The organism is Nocardioides sp. CCNWLW216, assembly GCF_037120545.1.
GTDB classification, from domain to species: domain Bacteria; phylum Actinomycetota; class Actinomycetes; order Propionibacteriales; family Nocardioidaceae; genus Nocardioides; species Nocardioides lianchengensis.
Map to the genome: position 1 here is coordinate 180025 of NZ_JBBBBJ010000002.1, position 14999 is coordinate 195023.

The 14999-nt window shown below is 72.9% G+C and carries 17 protein-coding genes and 1 tRNA gene; 9 read left to right on the plus strand and 9 right to left on the minus strand.

What is annotated here, in order from left to right:
• Positions 1-50 precede the first annotated feature (50 nt).
• The 5 genes from V7S47_RS05210 (at position 51) to V7S47_RS05230 (ending at position 5416) form a co-directional block, all read left to right on the plus strand.
• Positions 51-1214 carry an LLM class flavin-dependent oxidoreductase gene (locus V7S47_RS05210; protein ID WP_336560572.1) on the plus strand — a complete coding sequence of 388 codons (1164 nt, stop codon included), beginning with the start codon at positions 51-53 and terminating at the stop codon, positions 1212-1214.
• A complete protein-coding gene (locus V7S47_RS05215) occupies positions 1211-2569 on the plus strand; it encodes an NtaA/DmoA family FMN-dependent monooxygenase (protein ID WP_336560573.1) in 1359 nt (452 codons plus the stop codon). Before V7S47_RS05210 ends, V7S47_RS05215 begins: the two co-directional genes overlap by 4 nt.
• Entirely contained in the window at positions 2566-3705 is a 1140-nt protein-coding gene (locus V7S47_RS05220) for an LLM class flavin-dependent oxidoreductase (RefSeq protein WP_336560574.1), read from the plus strand. Before V7S47_RS05215 ends, V7S47_RS05220 begins: the two co-directional genes overlap by 4 nt.
• 13 nt (positions 3706-3718) lie before the next feature.
• Positions 3719-4063, plus strand: a complete 345-nt coding sequence (locus V7S47_RS05225) for a YnfA family protein (RefSeq protein ID WP_442945329.1) — start codon at positions 3719-3721, stop codon at positions 4061-4063.
• 366 nt (positions 4064-4429) lie between these two features.
• On the plus strand, positions 4430-5416 hold the full coding sequence (locus V7S47_RS05230) for a sulfotransferase family protein (RefSeq protein WP_336560576.1): 987 nt from the start codon (positions 4430-4432) through the stop codon (positions 5414-5416).
• On the opposite strand, the gene V7S47_RS05235 is transcribed toward V7S47_RS05230, so the two are convergent.
• The 4 genes from V7S47_RS05235 to V7S47_RS05250 are packed head-to-tail and all read right to left on the minus strand — an operon-like array spanning position 5400 to position 9185.
• Positions 5400-6290, minus strand: coding sequence for a hypothetical protein (locus V7S47_RS05235; protein ID WP_336560577.1), 891 nt, complete (start codon positions 6288-6290; stop codon positions 5400-5402). The genes V7S47_RS05230 and V7S47_RS05235 overlap by 17 nt on opposite strands.
• A 41-nt stretch (positions 6291-6331) precedes the next feature.
• Positions 6332-6970, minus strand: coding sequence for a response regulator transcription factor (locus V7S47_RS05240; protein WP_336560578.1), 639 nt, complete (start codon positions 6968-6970; stop codon positions 6332-6334).
• Positions 6971-7005: 35 nt separating this feature from the next.
• On the minus strand, positions 7006-7833 hold the full coding sequence (locus tag V7S47_RS05245; RefSeq protein WP_336560579.1) for an SDR family oxidoreductase: 828 nt from the start codon (positions 7831-7833) through the stop codon (positions 7006-7008).
• Positions 7830-9185 carry a cytochrome P450 gene (locus V7S47_RS05250; RefSeq protein ID WP_336560580.1) on the minus strand — a complete coding sequence of 452 codons (1356 nt, stop codon included), beginning with the start codon at positions 9183-9185 and terminating at the stop codon, positions 7830-7832. The genes V7S47_RS05245 and V7S47_RS05250 overlap by 4 nt, the downstream gene beginning before the upstream one ends.
• Positions 9186-9287: 102 nt before the next feature.
• Here V7S47_RS05250 and V7S47_RS05255 point away from each other — a divergent pair, with 102 nt between their 5' ends.
• Positions 9288-9869 (plus strand): TetR/AcrR family transcriptional regulator, encoded by a 582-nt coding sequence (locus tag V7S47_RS05255; protein ID WP_336560581.1) that lies wholly within the window; start codon positions 9288-9290, stop codon positions 9867-9869.
• The gene (locus V7S47_RS05260; RefSeq protein ID WP_336560582.1) at positions 9866-10321 is read left to right on the plus strand and encodes a DUF6314 family protein; all 456 of its coding nucleotides are present in this window, start codon (positions 9866-9868) and stop codon (positions 10319-10321) included. The genes V7S47_RS05255 and V7S47_RS05260 overlap by 4 nt, the downstream gene beginning before the upstream one ends.
• On the opposite strand, the gene V7S47_RS05265 is transcribed toward V7S47_RS05260, so the two are convergent.
• The 4 genes from V7S47_RS05265 to V7S47_RS05280 all read right to left on the minus strand — a co-directional run bounded on the left by V7S47_RS05265 (position 10287) and on the right by V7S47_RS05280 (position 13291).
• On the minus strand, positions 10287-10955 hold the full coding sequence (locus V7S47_RS05265; protein ID WP_336560583.1) for a response regulator transcription factor: 669 nt from the start codon (positions 10953-10955) through the stop codon (positions 10287-10289). The two genes, V7S47_RS05260 and V7S47_RS05265, sit on opposite strands and share 35 nt — an antisense overlap.
• Before the next feature lie 99 nt (positions 10956-11054).
• Positions 11055-12080 carry an adenosine deaminase gene (locus V7S47_RS05270; protein WP_336560584.1) on the minus strand — a complete coding sequence of 342 codons (1026 nt, stop codon included), beginning with the start codon at positions 12078-12080 and terminating at the stop codon, positions 11055-11057.
• Between the two features lie 13 nt (positions 12081-12093).
• Positions 12094-12813 (minus strand): DsbA family protein, encoded by a 720-nt coding sequence (locus V7S47_RS05275; protein ID WP_090857727.1) that lies wholly within the window; start codon positions 12811-12813, stop codon positions 12094-12096.
• A 16-nt stretch (positions 12814-12829) separates the two neighbouring features.
• Positions 12830-13291, minus strand: a complete 462-nt coding sequence (locus V7S47_RS05280) for a MauE/DoxX family redox-associated membrane protein (protein WP_336560585.1) — start codon at positions 13289-13291, stop codon at positions 12830-12832.
• Positions 13292-13386: 95 nt separating this feature from the next.
• Between V7S47_RS05280 and orn the strand changes: the two genes are divergently transcribed.
• Together orn and V7S47_RS05290 are read left to right on the plus strand one after the other, a co-directional pair.
• Positions 13387-14022, plus strand: coding sequence for an oligoribonuclease (orn, locus tag V7S47_RS05285; protein ID WP_090857733.1), 636 nt, complete (start codon positions 13387-13389; stop codon positions 14020-14022).
• Between the two features lie 46 nt (positions 14023-14068).
• Positions 14069-14144 (plus strand) — tRNA-His (locus V7S47_RS05290).
• 235 nt (positions 14145-14379) lie between these two features.
• Here V7S47_RS05290 and V7S47_RS05295 read toward each other — a convergent pair.
• Positions 14380-14958, minus strand: coding sequence for a TetR/AcrR family transcriptional regulator (locus V7S47_RS05295; RefSeq protein ID WP_336560586.1), 579 nt, complete (start codon positions 14956-14958; stop codon positions 14380-14382).
• Between the last annotated feature and the right edge of the window lie 41 nt (positions 14959-14999).

The window sequence follows — 14999 nt, forward strand, 5'->3', positions numbered from 1 at the left end:
TACCTGAGACACAAGGCACTTATTCTTACTGACTTGGTTAACTTTGTCCCGTGACCCGACACCTCCACCTCGCCGTCGCCCTCGACGGGGCCGGCTGGCACCCCGCGGCCTGGCGCGAGGACGACGCGCGACCGACCGAGCTGCTGCGGGCGCCGTACTGGGCCGAGCTGGTCCGCGAGGCCGAGGCCGGGCTGCTCGACCTGGTGACGATCGAGGACTCGCTGGCGATCCAGACCGAGTCCTACAGCGGGTACGACGACCGCACCGACCGGGTCCGCGGCCGCTTGGACGCGGTGCTGATCGCGGCCCGCGTCGCACCGCTGACCCGGTACGTCGGGCTGGTCCCGACCGTCGTGGCGACGCACACCGAGCCGTTCCACGTCTCGAAGGCGATCGCCACGCTCGACCACGTCAGCGGCGGGCGCGCCGGCGTACGGGTGCAGGCCTCGGGACGCGCGCACGAGAACCGGCTGGTCGGGCGGCGCGAGCTGCCCGGCACCGACGACCTGCTGGACGAGGTCGTCGACCACGTGGAGGTGCAGCGACGACTCTGGGACAGCTGGGAGGACGGCGCCGAGATCCGCGACGTCGCGACCGGGCGGTTCATCGACCGCGAGCGGCTGCACTACGCCGACTTCGAGGGCCGGTGGTTCTCGGTGCGCGGCCCCTCCATCACGCCCCGACCGCCGCAGGGCCAGCCGCTCGTGGTGATGCTCGCCCACGAGGTGCGGCCGGTCCGGATCGCCGCGCGCGCGGCCGACGTGGTGCTCGTGACCCCGCACTCGGACGACGACGCCCGCGCCGAGGTGGGGCAGGTCCGCGAGGTCGAGGCCGCGGCTGGCCGGACCGAGCCGTTGCTCGTGCTCGGCGAGCTCCTCGTGGTCCTCGGCGACACCGAGGCCGAGGCTACCGACCGCCTGGCCCGCCTCGACGAGCGGGCGGGCGGCCCGCTGAGCAGCGACGCGGAGGTCTTCGCCGGCACCGCCACGGCGCTCGCCGACCTGCTGCAGGCGCGCGCCGAGGCCGGTCTGGCCGGCTTCCGGCTGCGGCCCGCCACGCTGCCCGGCGACCTGCGCCGGATCACCCGCGACCTGGTCCCCGAGCTGCAGCGGCACGGCGCGTTCCGGACGTCGTACGACGGGGGCGGCCTGCGCGAGCGGCTCGGCCTGGCCCGACCCGACAACCGCTACGCCCCGACGGGAGCCCGCCGATGACCCGGCCGCGCAAGCAGGTCCACCTGGCCGCCCACTTCCCGGGCGTCAACAACACGACGGTCTGGAGCGACCCGCGGGCGGGCAGCCACATCGACTTCGGGTCGTTCGTGCACCTGGCCCAGACCGCGGAGCGCGCGAAGTTCGACTTCTTCTTCCTGGCCGAGGGGCTGCGGCTGCGCGAGCAGCACGGGCGGATCTACGACCTCGACGTGGTCGGCCGCCCCGACACCTTCACGGTGCTGGCGGCCCTCGCCGCCGTGACCGAGCACCTCGGGCTGGCCGGCACGATCAGCTCGACCTTCAACGAGCCGGTCGAGGTGGCCCGCCAGTTCGCCAGCCTCGACCACCTCTCCGAGGGCCGGGCCGCCTGGAACGTCGTGACCTCCTGGGACGCCTTCACCGGCGAGAACTTCCGCCGCGGCGGCTACCTCGCGCAGGAGGACCGCTACGAGCGGGCGCGCACCTTCCTGGAGACCGCCCACGAGCTGTTCGACTCCTGGGCCGGCGAGGAGATCGTCGCCGATCGCGGGTCCGGCGAGTTCCTCGGCCGCGCCGATACGGGCACGTTCGCCCACCACGACTGGCACTTCGACATCGAGGGCCGCTTCAGCGTCCCGCGCAGTCCGCAGGGCCGGCCGGTGATCTTCCAGGCCGGCGACTCCGAGGAGGGCCGCTCGTTCGCGGCCAGCAGCGCGGACGCCATCTTCAGCCGGCACGCGACCCGCGAGGCGGGGCAGGCGTTCTACCGGGACGTCAAGGGGCGGCTGGCGTCGTACGGCCGGGGGCCGGAGGACCTGCTGATCCTGCCGGCGGCGACGTTCGTGCTCGGCGACACCGCCGCGGAGGCCGAGGAGATCGCCCACGAGGTGCGGCACCGCCAGGTCAGCGGGCCGACCGCGATCAAGCTCCTCGAGCAGGTCTGGAACCGCGACCTGTCGTCGTACGACCCGGACGGGCCGCTGCCCGAGGTGGACCCCGATCCCGGCGAGCACACGGTCGCCCAGGGCCGGGCCAGCGTCCGGATGCACCGCGACCCGCTCGCGACCGCCCGCGAGTGGCGGGCCCGAGCCGAGGCCGGCGGCCTGTCGATCCGCCGGCTGATGGTCGAGGTCAGCGCGCGGCAGGCGTTCGTCGGCACGCCCCAGCAGGTCGCCGACGAGATCGACGAGCTGGTGCAGACCGACGCGAGCGACGGGTTCATCCTGGTCCCGCACCTGACCCCGACCGGACTCGACGAGTTCGCCGACCGCGTCGTACCGCTGCTGCAGGAGCGCGGGTCGTTCCGCACCGAGTACACCGGTACGACGCTGCGCGAGAACCTCGGTCTCCCACCCCTGCGCAGGGCCGCGTCGTGAATGTCCCCCGCGTCCCGCTGGGCGTCCTCGACCTGGTGCCGATCAGCTCCGGGTCGACGCCGGGCGAGGCGATCCGACGCTCGCTCGACCTGGCCCGCCAGGCCGAGCGGCTCGGCTACGCGCGCTACTGGTTCGCCGAGCACCACCTCAACCCCGGCGTCGCGGGCACCTCCCCCGCCGTCCTGCTGGCCATGGCCGCCGAGGCCACCTCGACGATCCGGCTCGGGTCGGGCGCGGTGCTGCTCGGCCACCGGACCGCGCTGTCCACCGTCGAGGAGTTCGGCCTCCTGGACGCGCTGCACCCCGGCCGCTTCGACCTCGGCCTGGGCCGCTCGAGCCGCCCGTCGAGCACCGTGTTCCCCGCGCCCCCGCCCGAGGCGGTCACCCCGGTCGTCGACGGTCGCGCCCCCAACGGGCTGCGGGTCCCCGGGAAGTTCTCGCCGGCCGGCCTGCTCGACAGCCCGCGCTTCGCGCTGCAGCGGGCGCTGCTGCAGCAGCCCGGCGCCGAGTCGCAGGACTACACCGAGCAGGTCGGCGACATCCTCGCGCTGCTCGCCGGCAGCTACCGCGACGCGGCCGGCACCGAGGCCCACGTCGTCCCCGGCGAGGGCGCCGACCTGGAGGTCTGGATCCTCGGCAGCAGCGGCGGCGAGAGCGCGCACGTCGCCGGCCAGCGGTCCCTGCCCTTCGCGGCCAACTACCACGTCAGCCCGGGCGCCGTCCTGGAGGCGGCCGACGGCTACCGCGCCGCCTTCCGTCCCTCCGAGCAGCGCCCGCGCCCCCACCTCGCGGTCTCTGCGGACGTCGTGGTCGCCGAGACCGCGGCCGAGGCGGTCGAGCTCGCGACCGGCTACCGGCACTGGGTCCGCAGCATCCGCTCCGGCGAGGGGGCGATCGCCTTCCCCACCCCCGATGAGGCCCGCGCCCTCCCCTGGCCCGACCACGCCGACGAGCTGGTCGGCGACCGGCTGGAGACCCAGGTCGTGGGCGACCCGTCGTACGTCGTCGCGCGGCTGGAGCAGTTGCACGAGGCGACCGGCGCCGACGAGCTGGTGATCACCACCGTGACGCACCGGCACGAGGACCGGGTCCGCTCCTACGAGCTCCTCGCCCGGGCGTGGTCGGCGACCGACTGACCGCCCTGGGACGATGACGCGCGTGGACACCTTGCGCTCGGTCGCCCTGTTCGTCGCCGCGGCCCTGACCGAGATCGGCGGTGCCTGGCTGATCTGGCAGGGCGTCCGCGAGCACAAGGGCTGGGCCTGGATCGGCGCCGGCGTCGTGCTGCTCGGCGTCTACGGCTTCGTCGCGACCCTGCAGCCGGACGCCGACTTCGGGCGGATCCTCGCGGCGTACGGCGGGGTCTTCGTCGCCGGCTCGCTGGCCTGGGGCATGGTCGTCGACGGCTTCCGCCCGGACCGGTACGACGTCACCGGCGCGCTGGTCTGCCTGGCCGGGGTCGCGATCATCATGTACGCCCCGCGCGGCGCCTGACCGGACGACATACCCATGGGGGTGTGACGCGAGCCGCCCTTCTCGGGGATACTTCGTCTCGGCTCGTGGACTCCCGTGGGGGGAGAAGACCTGGGCTAGGCGCCCGCGGACCACTCCTTGGTCTGCGGGCGCCGCCGATTTCGGCCCCTCGACACCGCACGTCGGCTCACCGGGTTTCGAGACGGTTGCTGCGCAACCTCCTCAACCACCGGAGCCGACGCCGCTGCGCAACCTCCTCAACCCCCGGTGGTTGAGGAGGGACGAAGTCCCGTCTCACAACCCGGCAAACCGACCAGGGGCGCCGGACCGGGTCGACCCGGTCCAGACAACAACCATCAACTCCAGTTGCTCAGTACACTTACGCAGATGACCCGGAGCCCCCGCCCCGACTTCCTCGTGATCGGCGCGCCGAAGGCCGGGACGACGGCCCTGCACTCCGCACTGCGGCAGCACCCGGAGGTGTTCACGACGACGCCGAAGGAGCCGAAGTACTTCCTCTGCGACGACGCGCCGCCGCCGGACTGGCGGGGCCCGGGTGACCGGCACTCGCAGCAGGAGTGGATCTGGCGCTGGGACCAGTACGAGCGGCTCTTCGCGCTCGCGGGGTCGCAGCAACAGCGTGGCGAGAGCACGCCGTTCTACCTGTGGAGCCGCAGCGCCCACCAGCGGATCGCCGAGCGGCTGCCCGACGTCCGGCTCATCGCGGTGGTCCGCGACCCCATCGACCGCGCCTACAGCAACTGGATGCACCTGTGGTGCGACGGGCTGGAGCCGGTGGGCGACTTCGAGGAGGCCTTCGCCCGCCAGCAGGAGCGGATGGCCGCCGGCTGGGCGCCGTTCTGGCGCTACGCCGGCCTCGGCCGGTACGGCGAGCAGCTGCAGCACCTCTACCGCTACGTCGATCGCGAGCGCGTGCTGGTGATGCGCTACCGCGAGCTCGTCGACGACCCGCAGGCGGCCGTCGACAAGGCCTGCGCCTTCCTCGGGATCACGCCCGGCCTGGTCGAGGAGATCCCCCGCGACAACTCCCGGGCGTACGTCGAGCCCGGGTGGCGCCCGCAGGTCTTCGGGCCGGTGGTGCGAGTCGGCGCCCAGCTGGGCCAGTTCGTCCCGCCGGAGATCTGGCGGCGGGCCAGCGTCCCGCTGGTCGCGCAGCTCAGCGGCGGCGGCGAGGCGCACCGGCCCAAGCTCGCGGCCGAGGCCCGCGAGCGGCTGATCCCGCACTTCGCCGACGACATCGCGCTGCTCGCCGAGCTGACCGGTGAGAGCTTCGACGAGTGGCTCTCCAGCGAGAGCCGAGGGTCGTTCCTGGAGCGGAAGAGGCTCAGCGACTCCCTCAGCGAACCAGCGTGACCAGATCGTGCGCGCCGTCGGGCCGCGCGGCCTCGACGTAGAAGCGGGTGCGCCCGTCGGGCAGCGGCACCGCCGCGGCGTAGCGGAACGCCCCGTCGGAGTGCGGCGAGACGATCGTGCCCACGCCGTCGTCAGGGACCAGCCGGGCACCGTCCCAGCGCGCCAGACCGGTGGTCTCGAACCAGTTGGACGCCGCGTCGGCGCGGCCGTCGTAGAGCACGGTCAGCGGGTCGTGGGCCACGACCGCGGTGACCCGCGCACCGCGCGCGTCCCAGGCGCCGGGGCGACCGGCCAGCACCTCGCCGTGGTCGGTCCAGGCGAGCCCGTCGGGGCTGGTGAGGTGGCGGGTGGTCATCCGGTCCTCGTGGCCGACGTCCTCCAGCGGGTGGCAGCACAGCCACATGTCCCAGCCGCCGCCCGCGGCCGGCTCGATGACGGGGTCCTTGACCGCGACCCGGTCGTCGCCGGCCAGCACCACGGCCCGCTCGCCGGTGGGCAGGCCCTCGACGGTGGCGGCGGTGACGCTGTCGACCCACCAGTGCTTCGACCCCGGGGTCGCGCACGAGAGGTAGAGCCGCCAGCCCACGCCCGGCACCGGCACCAGGACCGGCCGCTCGAAGGACTCGGCCCCGAACTCCTCGCGGCTCACCTCGGCGACCACCTCGAAGGTCTCGCCGTCGAGCGACCGCGCCACCTGCACGGCGACGCCGCGGCCGTCGGTCAGCGGCCGGCGGACCCGCCAGGTCAGCCAGAACACCCCGTCGACCAGGACCGCGCTCGCGGCGCCCGCCCAGTTGCCGGGACCGGCGTCCGGAGCGGGTACGACGACGCGGACGTCGTCGTACGACGGGATCGGCACGGCCTGGACGGTCATGGCCCCAGACTAGTCGATCGGTCCGGTCGACTTAGAGTCTCTCAGCGGTTGCGCATCCGCCGCTCGGTGTCGGGCCGGAAGCCGTGGTCGATGCCCCACAGCACCGCCTCGGCCCGCCGACTCACGCCGATCTTGCGGTAGGCCTTGCGGATGTGGGTCTTCACGGTGTTGATGCCGAGGTAGACGTGCCGGGCGATCTCGTCGTTGCTGTAGCCCTGGGTGATCAGGGCCAGGATCTCGGCCTCGCGGTCGGTCAGCCCGAGCTCGCGGCCCGGCCAGGCCCCGAAGTTCTCCTCCGACTCGTCGACGGCGGGGACGACCTGCTCGCCGGCGTGCACGCGCTCGATCAGGTCGACGAGCTCCTCGGCGGTGACCGACTTGGGGATATAGCCGTGCACCCCGGTCTCCAGCGCCCGCTTGACCAGCTCCGGCTCGACGTTCCAGCTGAACGCCACCACCCGGCCCGCCAGCCCGTGGGACAGCGCGTCGACGTCGATGCTGTCGGCCTGGATCTGGCCGAAGGTGTCGTAGAGGAGCACGTCGACGGGGGTGGCCAGCGGCATCCGGCTGTCCAGCTCGACGACCTCGACCCGGTCGGCGTACGGCGCCAAGGCGGCCGCGACCCCGGCGACCACCACGACGTAGTCGTTGGCGATGGCGATGCGGACCGGCTTGCTCATACGCCGCAGGATAGTCGGCGTCCCGGACGCACCCGTCAGCCGAGGCGGCGGGCCCGCTTCTCGTAGGCGGCGCGCGCGGCAGGGTCGGCCTCGGCCAGCACGCTGTCGGCCCGGGTGAGCCGGGCCATCGCGTCCTGGACGCGACGCGGCAGGACCTGCGTGGCCTTGGTCAGCCCCTGCGCCCAGCGGGGCACCCAGAGCTCGGCTCGCGGGCGGCGCAGCGCGGACTCGATCACCCGGGCCACGTCGTCGGCGCTCACCGGCCGCACCCCGCGGGCCGCGGGCACCCCTGCGGCCAGCTCGGTGCGCACGACCGTGGGCAGCACCATCGTGACGTCGATGCCGTACGGCGCCAGCTCGGCGCGGGTCGCCTCGCTGAAGCCCACGGCCGCGAACTTGGAGGCGGAGTACGTCGCGCCGTCCGCGACGGCGATCCGGCCCACCGCGGAGGCCACGTTGACCAGGTGGCCGTGGCCGCGCTCGACCATCCCCGGCGCGACCGCCTTGGTTCCGTTGATCAGCCCGTGCAGATTGACGTCGACGATGGCGCGCGCGACCTCGTCGGACTCCTTCAGCACCGACCCGAGGGGCATGATCCCGGCGTTGTTGACCAGCGCGTCGACCGGCCCGAGGACCGCCACCTCGCCCAGGAACTCACGCCAGGAGGCCGGCTCGGTCACGTCCAGCGCGGCGGCGCGGACCCGCCCGCCGTACGGCGCGGCGACCTCGCGGGCCAGGTCGGCGTCCCGGTCGCCGACGGCGACCCGGGCCCCGCGCCGGGCCAGTCGCTCGACGGTCGCCCGGCCGATGCCGCGCGCCCCTCCGGTGACGACGACGGTCAGGGACGCGATCTCGCGGGTCATCGGGGGATCCTCTCGGTGGCGGGGCGCCGTTGCAGGTCGATGGGCTGGCCGTCGGACGGGAACGGCAGGGAGTGGTTGTCGATGGGCGGCTGGTAGCCGGGGGCGACCCGCCACTGGTGGTGGCGGAGCAGGTGGTGCATGGCCGCCTTGACCTCGGCCCCGGCGAAGTGCAGCCCGAGGCACTTGTGGACCCCTCCCCCGAAGGGCTCCCAGGCGAGCCGGTGGGAGCGGTCCTCGCGCCGGTCCTCGGCGAACCGCTCCGGGTCGAACGCCGTGGGGTCGGTCCAGAGCTCCGGCATCAGGTGCGAGTACTGCGGGGTCACGACGACGGTGGTGCCCGCCGGGATCCGCACGTCCAGCACCACCGTGTCGCGGACGGTACGACGGACCACGACGGGGACGGGGGCCCGCAGGCGCAGGCACTCCCGCATCACCAGGTCGAGCGCGGTCAGCCCCTCGAGCCCGGCCAGGTCGGGTCGCGGCCCGAGGGCCTCGGACTCCGCGCGGCAGCGCTCCTGCCACTCCGGGTGCTGCCCGAGCAGCTGGAGCATCGTCGAGAGGGTGATCGTCGACGTGTCGTGCGCCGCCATCATCAGGAAGACCATGTGGTCGACGACGTCCTGGTCGGTGAACCGGACCCCCTCGTCGTCCTCGAGGTGGCACAGCTGGGAGAACAGGTCGTCGGTGCGCGTGGCCCGCTTGGCCGGCAGGTAGTGACGCAGGAAGTCCTCCAGCACCCGACGGCCCCAGTGGGCCCGGCGCCACCGCGTGAAGGGCAGGTCGGCCCGGACGAGGGCACCGGCCGACTGCACGCACGCGACGAAGGCCCGGTTCACCCGGTCCATCTCCGCACGGGAGGTCTCCGTGGCCCCGCCCATGAAGACGTCGGCGGCGATGTCGAGGGTCAGCTGCTTCACCGCGGGGTACGCCGCGAACGCCGGGCGGGGCTCCCAGCGCGCGGTCCCCGCGGCGATCGCGGGGTGCATGGCTGCGACGTAGGTCTCCAGCCGGTCGCGGGTGAAGGCCTGCTGCATGATCCGCCGGTGCGTGTGGTGCTCCTCGAAGTCGAGGAGCATCAGCCCGCGCCGGAAGAACGGCCCCACGAGCTCGGACCAGGCCGGGCCGTTGGCGAACGCCTTGTCGCGGTTGGTGAGCGCGACCTGGCAGGCGTCGGGCCCCAGCAGCACCACGGCGGTCCGGCCGAGCATCCGCATCGGCGCGACCGCGCCGTACTCCTGCGCGAGACCGCGGAACAGTGCCATCGGGTCCCGGGCGTAGTCGAGGTGGCGTCCGAGGACGGGCAGACCGCGGTCCTCGCGCCGGACGGCGGGCAGTGCTCGAGAGGTCGTCATCTCCCCGAGGATCATTCAGGAAGGACGTCCTGTCAACCTTCTCGCCGGGCCCCGCTGTGAGACCCTGGAGCCGTGGCGGTGCAGTCGGGGACCTATCGGGGCGTGAGCGCCGAGGATCGGGCCGCGGAGCGGCGCGAGCGGCTCCTGGCGGCGACCCTGGCGGTCTGGGGCGCCCCGGGCGGGCGGGTCACCATGACCCGGGTCTGCGCCGAGGCCGGCCTGAGCGAGCGGTACTTCTACGAGAGCTTCCGCAACCTGGACGAGGCCCTCCTCGCCGTGCTCGACGCGATCGCCTCCGAGATCGAGTCCGTCGGTCTGGCCGCCGCCGAGGCCGCCGGGGACGAGCCGGAGGCGCGGGCCCGGGCCTCGATCGCGGCCTTCGTCGCACTGGTCGCGGACGATCCTCGCAAGGGCCGGGTCGCGATCATCGAGTCGGCCGGGATCGCCACCCTGCGACCCCGGCGGACCGCGCTGCTGCGCCACTTCGCCCACCGACTCACCGAGGAGATCGAGGACCGGCACGGCCCCGAGGTCTGGGGCGGCGTCTCCGGCGAGGTCGCGGGCCTGCTGTTCATCGGAGGCACCGCCGAGCTGGTGACGGCCTGGCTCGACGGCGCCCTGGTCGTCACGCCCGAGCAGATCGTCGAGACCGCGACCGCGATGATGCTCGGCGCGCTGCGGTGACCGCGCCCACCGACCTCCTCGGCACCTGGGCGCTGGCCCGCGAGGTCGACGACCGGCTGACCGGCGAGACCCGTCAGGTCGACGGCACGGCCACCCTCGAGTTGGTCACCGACGATCACGTCCGGTGGCGCGAGGAGGGCACGATGCGCTGGACCGACCGGGCGGGCGCCGACCACGAGGTGCCGGTCGCCCGCACCCTCGACGTACGACGAGGAGCGGCCGGCGAGTGGGTCGTGCACTTCGCCGACGGCCGGGCGTTCCACCCCTGGTCGGTCGGCGAGCAGGTCGACCACCCGTGCGCGCCCGACCACTACCGCGGCCGGATCGACGTCGCCCCCGACCGGAGCGGGTGGACGGTCATCTGGCACAGCTCGGGCCCGGCGAAGGACTACGTCCTGCGGACCCGACACACCGCGCTCAGCGCTGGTCGGGGCCCGACACCTCAGGCCTGACCACCCGCGTCCGCCGGGTGGCGAAGCCGTGCTGGACGCCCCAGCCCACGGCCTGCGAGCGGCTGCCGACCCCCATCTTGCGGTAGGCGGTGCGGATGTAGGTCTTGACCGAGTTGATGCTCAGGTAGGACCGGTCCGCGATCTCCTGGTTGCTCAGCCCCTGGGTGATCAGCGCGACCACCTCGGCCTCGCGCGCGGTCAGCCCGTGCTCGCGGCCCGGCCACCCGCCGGCCACGACCTCGACCGGCCCGGGCCCGTCCGGAATCACGGTCTCCCCGCGGTGCACCCGCTCCAGCGCCTCGACGATCGCGAGGGCGCTGAGCCCCTTGGAGAGGTACGCCGACGCCCCTCGCTCCAGCGCACGCCGCACGAGGTCCGCGTCGGTGTTCCAGCTGAAGATCGCGACCCGCGCGTCGCTGCCGTGGACCAGGTCCTCCAGGTCCACCCCGTCGCCCTGCACCTGCCCGAAGGTGTCGTAGAGGATCACGTCGACCTCGCTGAGCACCGGCACGCCGGTGTCGAGCTCCACGACGGCGACCCGGTCGCCGTACGGCGCGATGAGGGAGGCGATCCCCGCGACCACGATCTCGTAGTCGTTCACCACGGCGACCCTGATCGCTCCCGGTCCGGACATGTGCGCATCCTACGTTCGTGGGCGCGCCTCCCGGACCGGACGACCCGACCGGGCTAGAAAGGTGCCGGCCCCGCACTGTATGAGAGTGCGGGGCCCTCATCATTGCTGGTGGTACGCGTCGATCTCGCCGAGCACCCGCGTCTTCACGTCCTCCGGGGCGAACGACGCGCGCACCGACGTACGGGCCAGGTCCGCGAGGCCGGCCTCGTCGAGGCCCAGCAGGTCGGCGGCGATCTCGTACTCGCGGTTGAGCGACGTGCCGAACATCGGCGGGTCGTCGGAGTTGACCGTGACCGTCACGCCGGCGTCGCGGAAGGCCCGGAGCGGGTGCTCGTCGAGGGTCGCCACGGCACGGGTCGCGATGTTGGACGACGGGCAGACCTCGAGGGGTACGCCGGTCGCCGCGAGGTGCGCGAGCAGCTCGGGGTCCTGGGCGGCGGAGGTGCCGTGCCCGATCCGCTCGGCGCCGAGCACGCGGAGCGCGTCCCAGACCGTCCCCGGGCCGGTGGTCTCCCCCGCGTGCGGGACGGAATGCAGCCCGGCGGCGCGGGCGGCCTCGAAGTGCGGCTGGAACTGCGGCCGCGGCACCCCGATCTCGGGGCCGCCGAGCCCGAAGCCGACCAGGCCCTCGGTCGGGTGCTGCACGGCGTACTCGAGGGTCTTGTCGGCGGCCGGCAGCCCCGACTCCCCTGGGATGTCGTAGATCCAGCGCAGCACCAGCCCGAAGTCGCGCTCGGCGGCGACCCGCGCGTCCTCGATCGCCTCGGAGTAGGCCTCGATCGGCATGCCGACGCCCTCCTCGTGCGGGCGCACGGAGGTGTACGGCGTGCAGGTGAGCTCGGCATACCGGAGCTGCTGCTCGGTGGCCATCTCGCGGGCCACCTCGTAGGTGAGGTACCGGATGTCGTCGGGGGTGCGGATCAGCGCGACGACCGCGAGGTAGACCTCGATGAAGTGCGCGAAGTCGCGGAACTCGTAGAACGAGCGCAGCGCGTCGACATCGCTCGGCACCGTGCCGGGGTGGCGCTCGGCCAGCTCGCTGACGATCCGCGGCGAGGCGGATCCGACGTGGTGGACGTGCAGCTCGGCCTTCGGGAGGCCGCGGATGAAGTCGCTGAGGCTCACCCGCCGCAGCGTGTCAGCCGACCGCCTTCGCGAGCGAATTCGCGATGTCCTCCGAGCTGCCGCTGACCGGCTCGCCGTCGAGGAGCACGGACGGGGTGCCCTGCACCCCGGCGTCCTCGGCCGCCTTCGTGGCGTCGTCGACCCATCCCTGCGAGGTGACCTGCTCGATGCCGTCGCGGACGGCGTCCTCGTCGGCCCCGGCCTCGCCGGCCAGGCTGACCAGGGTGTCGTCGTCGAGGCCGTCCTCGCTGCCGGAAGCCTCGTCGTAGTTCTCGAAGAGGAGGTCGTGGTAGGTCTTGGCGATGTCCGGGCCGGACTCGTCCAGCACCACCTTGAAGGCGTTCGCCGCGCGGACGGAGTACTGCGTGAGGAACGCGATCGGCCGGTACTCGACGCGGACGTCACCGGCCTCCGCGGCCGCGGTCAGGTCGTCGCGGGTGCGCGACTCCAGGTCGGCGCAGTGCACGCAGTGGAAGTCCTCGTAGACGATCACCTCGCGGGGGGCGCCCTCCGGGCCGATGGTCAGGCCGAACTCCGAGCCGGCCGCCGGGGCCGCGATGTCGCCGCTGCTGTCGTTCGCCCGCATCCACAGGAAGCCGGCCACCACCGCGACCACGAGCACGCCGACGACGCCGCCCACCATCAGGTTGCGACGCCGGGCCTCCTGGCGCTGCTGCTCGCGGAGGGCGGCCGCCGCGCGCTCGCGGTTGGACTGGGCAGACTTCTTCGACATCGGGTCTCGCTTCGGGTCAGGCGGTGGTCGGGCGGAACAGCACGGAGTCCAGGGACAGGCGGGTGCGCGGCCACCGGACGAGGAACAGCGAGGCGAGCAGCAGGGCGGCGTCGCGGGCGATCTCCCAGGGGTACGCCGACTCGGCGCCGGGGTCGTAGCCGCCCCCGCCGAAGCAGCCGCAGTCGATCTGCAGGCCACGGGCCCAGGCACTCGCGATGCCGATGATGAACACCACGAACAGCAGGGCCGACAGCACCGCCGCGCCGCGGGTCAGCACCCCCACCACGAGCGCGAAGCCGACGACGACCTCGAGCACCGGCAGCAGGTAGCCGACCGGCTCGACCAGGCTCTCGGGCAGCAGTTCGTAGGCGCGCACGGCCTGCACGCTCTGGTAGGAATCGCCGAGCTTCAGCGCGCCGGCCCAGATCCAGACGCCACCTGTCACCAGTCGCGCCACCAGGCCGAGCCACTCCCTCACAGCTGGAGCCTAGGGCCCCTCCCTGAGTCCTTTCTAAGAGCCCAAGGTCCTCGAACGTCGGGACCTGGGGGCGGTCACGACTAGGGTTGCGCCTCGTGAACGAGAGACTGGTCTGGATCGACTGCGAGATGACGGGCCTCGACCTCGGGGCGGACGCCCTGATCGAGGTCGCGGCCCTGGTCACCGACTTCGACCTGAACGTCCTCGGCGACGGCGTGGACATCATCATCAAGCCCCCCGCCGAGGCGCTCGACCAGATGGGCGACTTCGTGCGCACCATGCACGAGAAGTCCGGCCTGCTGGCCGAGCTCGAGCACGGCGTCACCATGGCCGAGGCCGAGGAACGGACGCTGGCCTACATCAAGGAGCACTGCCCCGACGGCAGCCGGCCCCCGCTGGCCGGCAACACCGTGGCCACCGACCGCTCCTTCCTGGCCCGCGACATGAGCACCCTCGAGCAGTTCCTGCACTACCGGATCGTCGACGTCTCCTCGATCAAGGAGCTGTCGCGCCGCTGGTTCCCGAGGGCCTACTTCCAGGCGCCGGCCAAGCGCGGCAACCACCGCGCCCTCGCCGACATCCAGGAGAGCATCGAGGAGCTGCGCTACTACCGGGAGGCGGTCTTCCAGGCCTCCCCGGGCCCCGACAGCGACACCGCCCGGGCGATCGCGGCCAAGCACGGCGGCTCGATCACCGGGCTCACCGGTCCCGATTCCACCTCCACGGACTGATTCCTCTAGACTCCTCTCCGGTCCCGGCCCCGTCCGGATGACCATGGTGGGTATAGCTCAGCTGGTAGAGCGCTGCCTTGTGGTGGCAGATGTCGCGGGTTCGAGTCCCGTTACTCACCCCAGTCATCGAGCCCCCGATCTGCACAGACAGGTCGGGGGCTCGATGCTTTCGCGAAGGTGGCCCCGAACTCGCGGCTCTGGGGGCACTGTGGGGGCAGCTCCTGGGTCGGTGACGGGCTCTTGGGCCCGACCGACGCTTGTCCCTGCGGTGAAATCCGCCCGTCCGGGCCATTCCCACTGTCAGGTGGCGGTGTTGAGCGCGACGTTGGGATCACGTCCGTCACATCAGGGTCATGCTCACAGCCCGAGCATCCTCTCGGCCTGACGCTTGGCCTGATCCAGCACGCCCGCCGCGAGGTCAGTGTCAGTCAGCGCCCGGGACAGCTGAATAGCGCCGATGAGCAGCGCGTAGACAGCAAGAACCAGCGAGCGGGTCTCGCGATCGTCCGGGTCACGGTCGAGCCGGGCGCCGATCTCGGTCACGATGTCGAGGACGCCGGCCGTGTACGCGGTCCGTGTAGTCGGCGAGCAACGGGCGATCTCGTCGAGGAGTGCCGCCGAGGGACACCCTTCCGACGGCGCGTCTCGGTGCCCCGGGGAGAGGTACTGACCCAGCAGCACCCCGAGCCCGTCACTCCCCGGCCCCAGGGCCGCGAAGCGCTCCTGCTGGCCGCGGAGTTCCTCGGTCACCACATGGGCAACCAGGTCCTCCTTCGAGTCGAAGTGAGCGTAGAAGGCGCCATTGGTCAGACCGGCGTCCTTCATCAGGATGGCCACGCCCGTGCCGTCGATGCCGTCCCGCTTGAGTCGGCGGCCAGCGGTCTCCAGGATCCGCGCACGCGTGGCCTTCTTGTGGATCGCGTCGTACCTCGCCACCTGCTCGCACCCCTCCACATCACGACCACCGACCACCTCAC

What these genes read in the sequence shown, in the direction of transcription:
- V7S47_RS05215 (WP_336560573.1), top strand. Translation starts at nt 1,211, where the DNA reads ATGACCCGGCCGCGCAAGCAGGTCCACCTGGCCGCCCACTTCCCGGGC.
- V7S47_RS05225 (WP_442945329.1), top strand. Translation starts at nt 3,719, where the DNA reads ATGACGCGCGTGGACACCTTGCGCTCGGTCGCCCTGTTCGTCGCCGCG.
- V7S47_RS05230 (WP_336560576.1), top strand. Translation starts at nt 4,430, where the DNA reads ATGACCCGGAGCCCCCGCCCCGACTTCCTCGTGATCGGCGCGCCGAAG.
- V7S47_RS05235 (WP_336560577.1), bottom strand. Translation starts at nt 6,290, where the DNA reads ATGACCGTCCAGGCCGTGCCGATCCCGTCGTACGACGACGTCCGCGTC.
- V7S47_RS05240 (WP_336560578.1), bottom strand. Translation starts at nt 6,970, where the DNA reads ATGAGCAAGCCGGTCCGCATCGCCATCGCCAACGACTACGTCGTGGTG.
- V7S47_RS05245 (WP_336560579.1), bottom strand. Translation starts at nt 7,833, where the DNA reads ATGACCCGCGAGATCGCGTCCCTGACCGTCGTCGTCACCGGAGGGGCG.
- V7S47_RS05250 (WP_336560580.1), bottom strand. Translation starts at nt 9,185, where the DNA reads ATGACGACCTCTCGAGCACTGCCCGCCGTCCGGCGCGAGGACCGCGGT.
- V7S47_RS05265 (WP_336560583.1), bottom strand. Translation starts at nt 10,955, where the DNA reads ATGTCCGGACCGGGAGCGATCAGGGTCGCCGTGGTGAACGACTACGAG.
- V7S47_RS05275 (WP_090857727.1), bottom strand. Translation starts at nt 12,813, where the DNA reads ATGTCGAAGAAGTCTGCCCAGTCCAACCGCGAGCGCGCGGCGGCCGCC.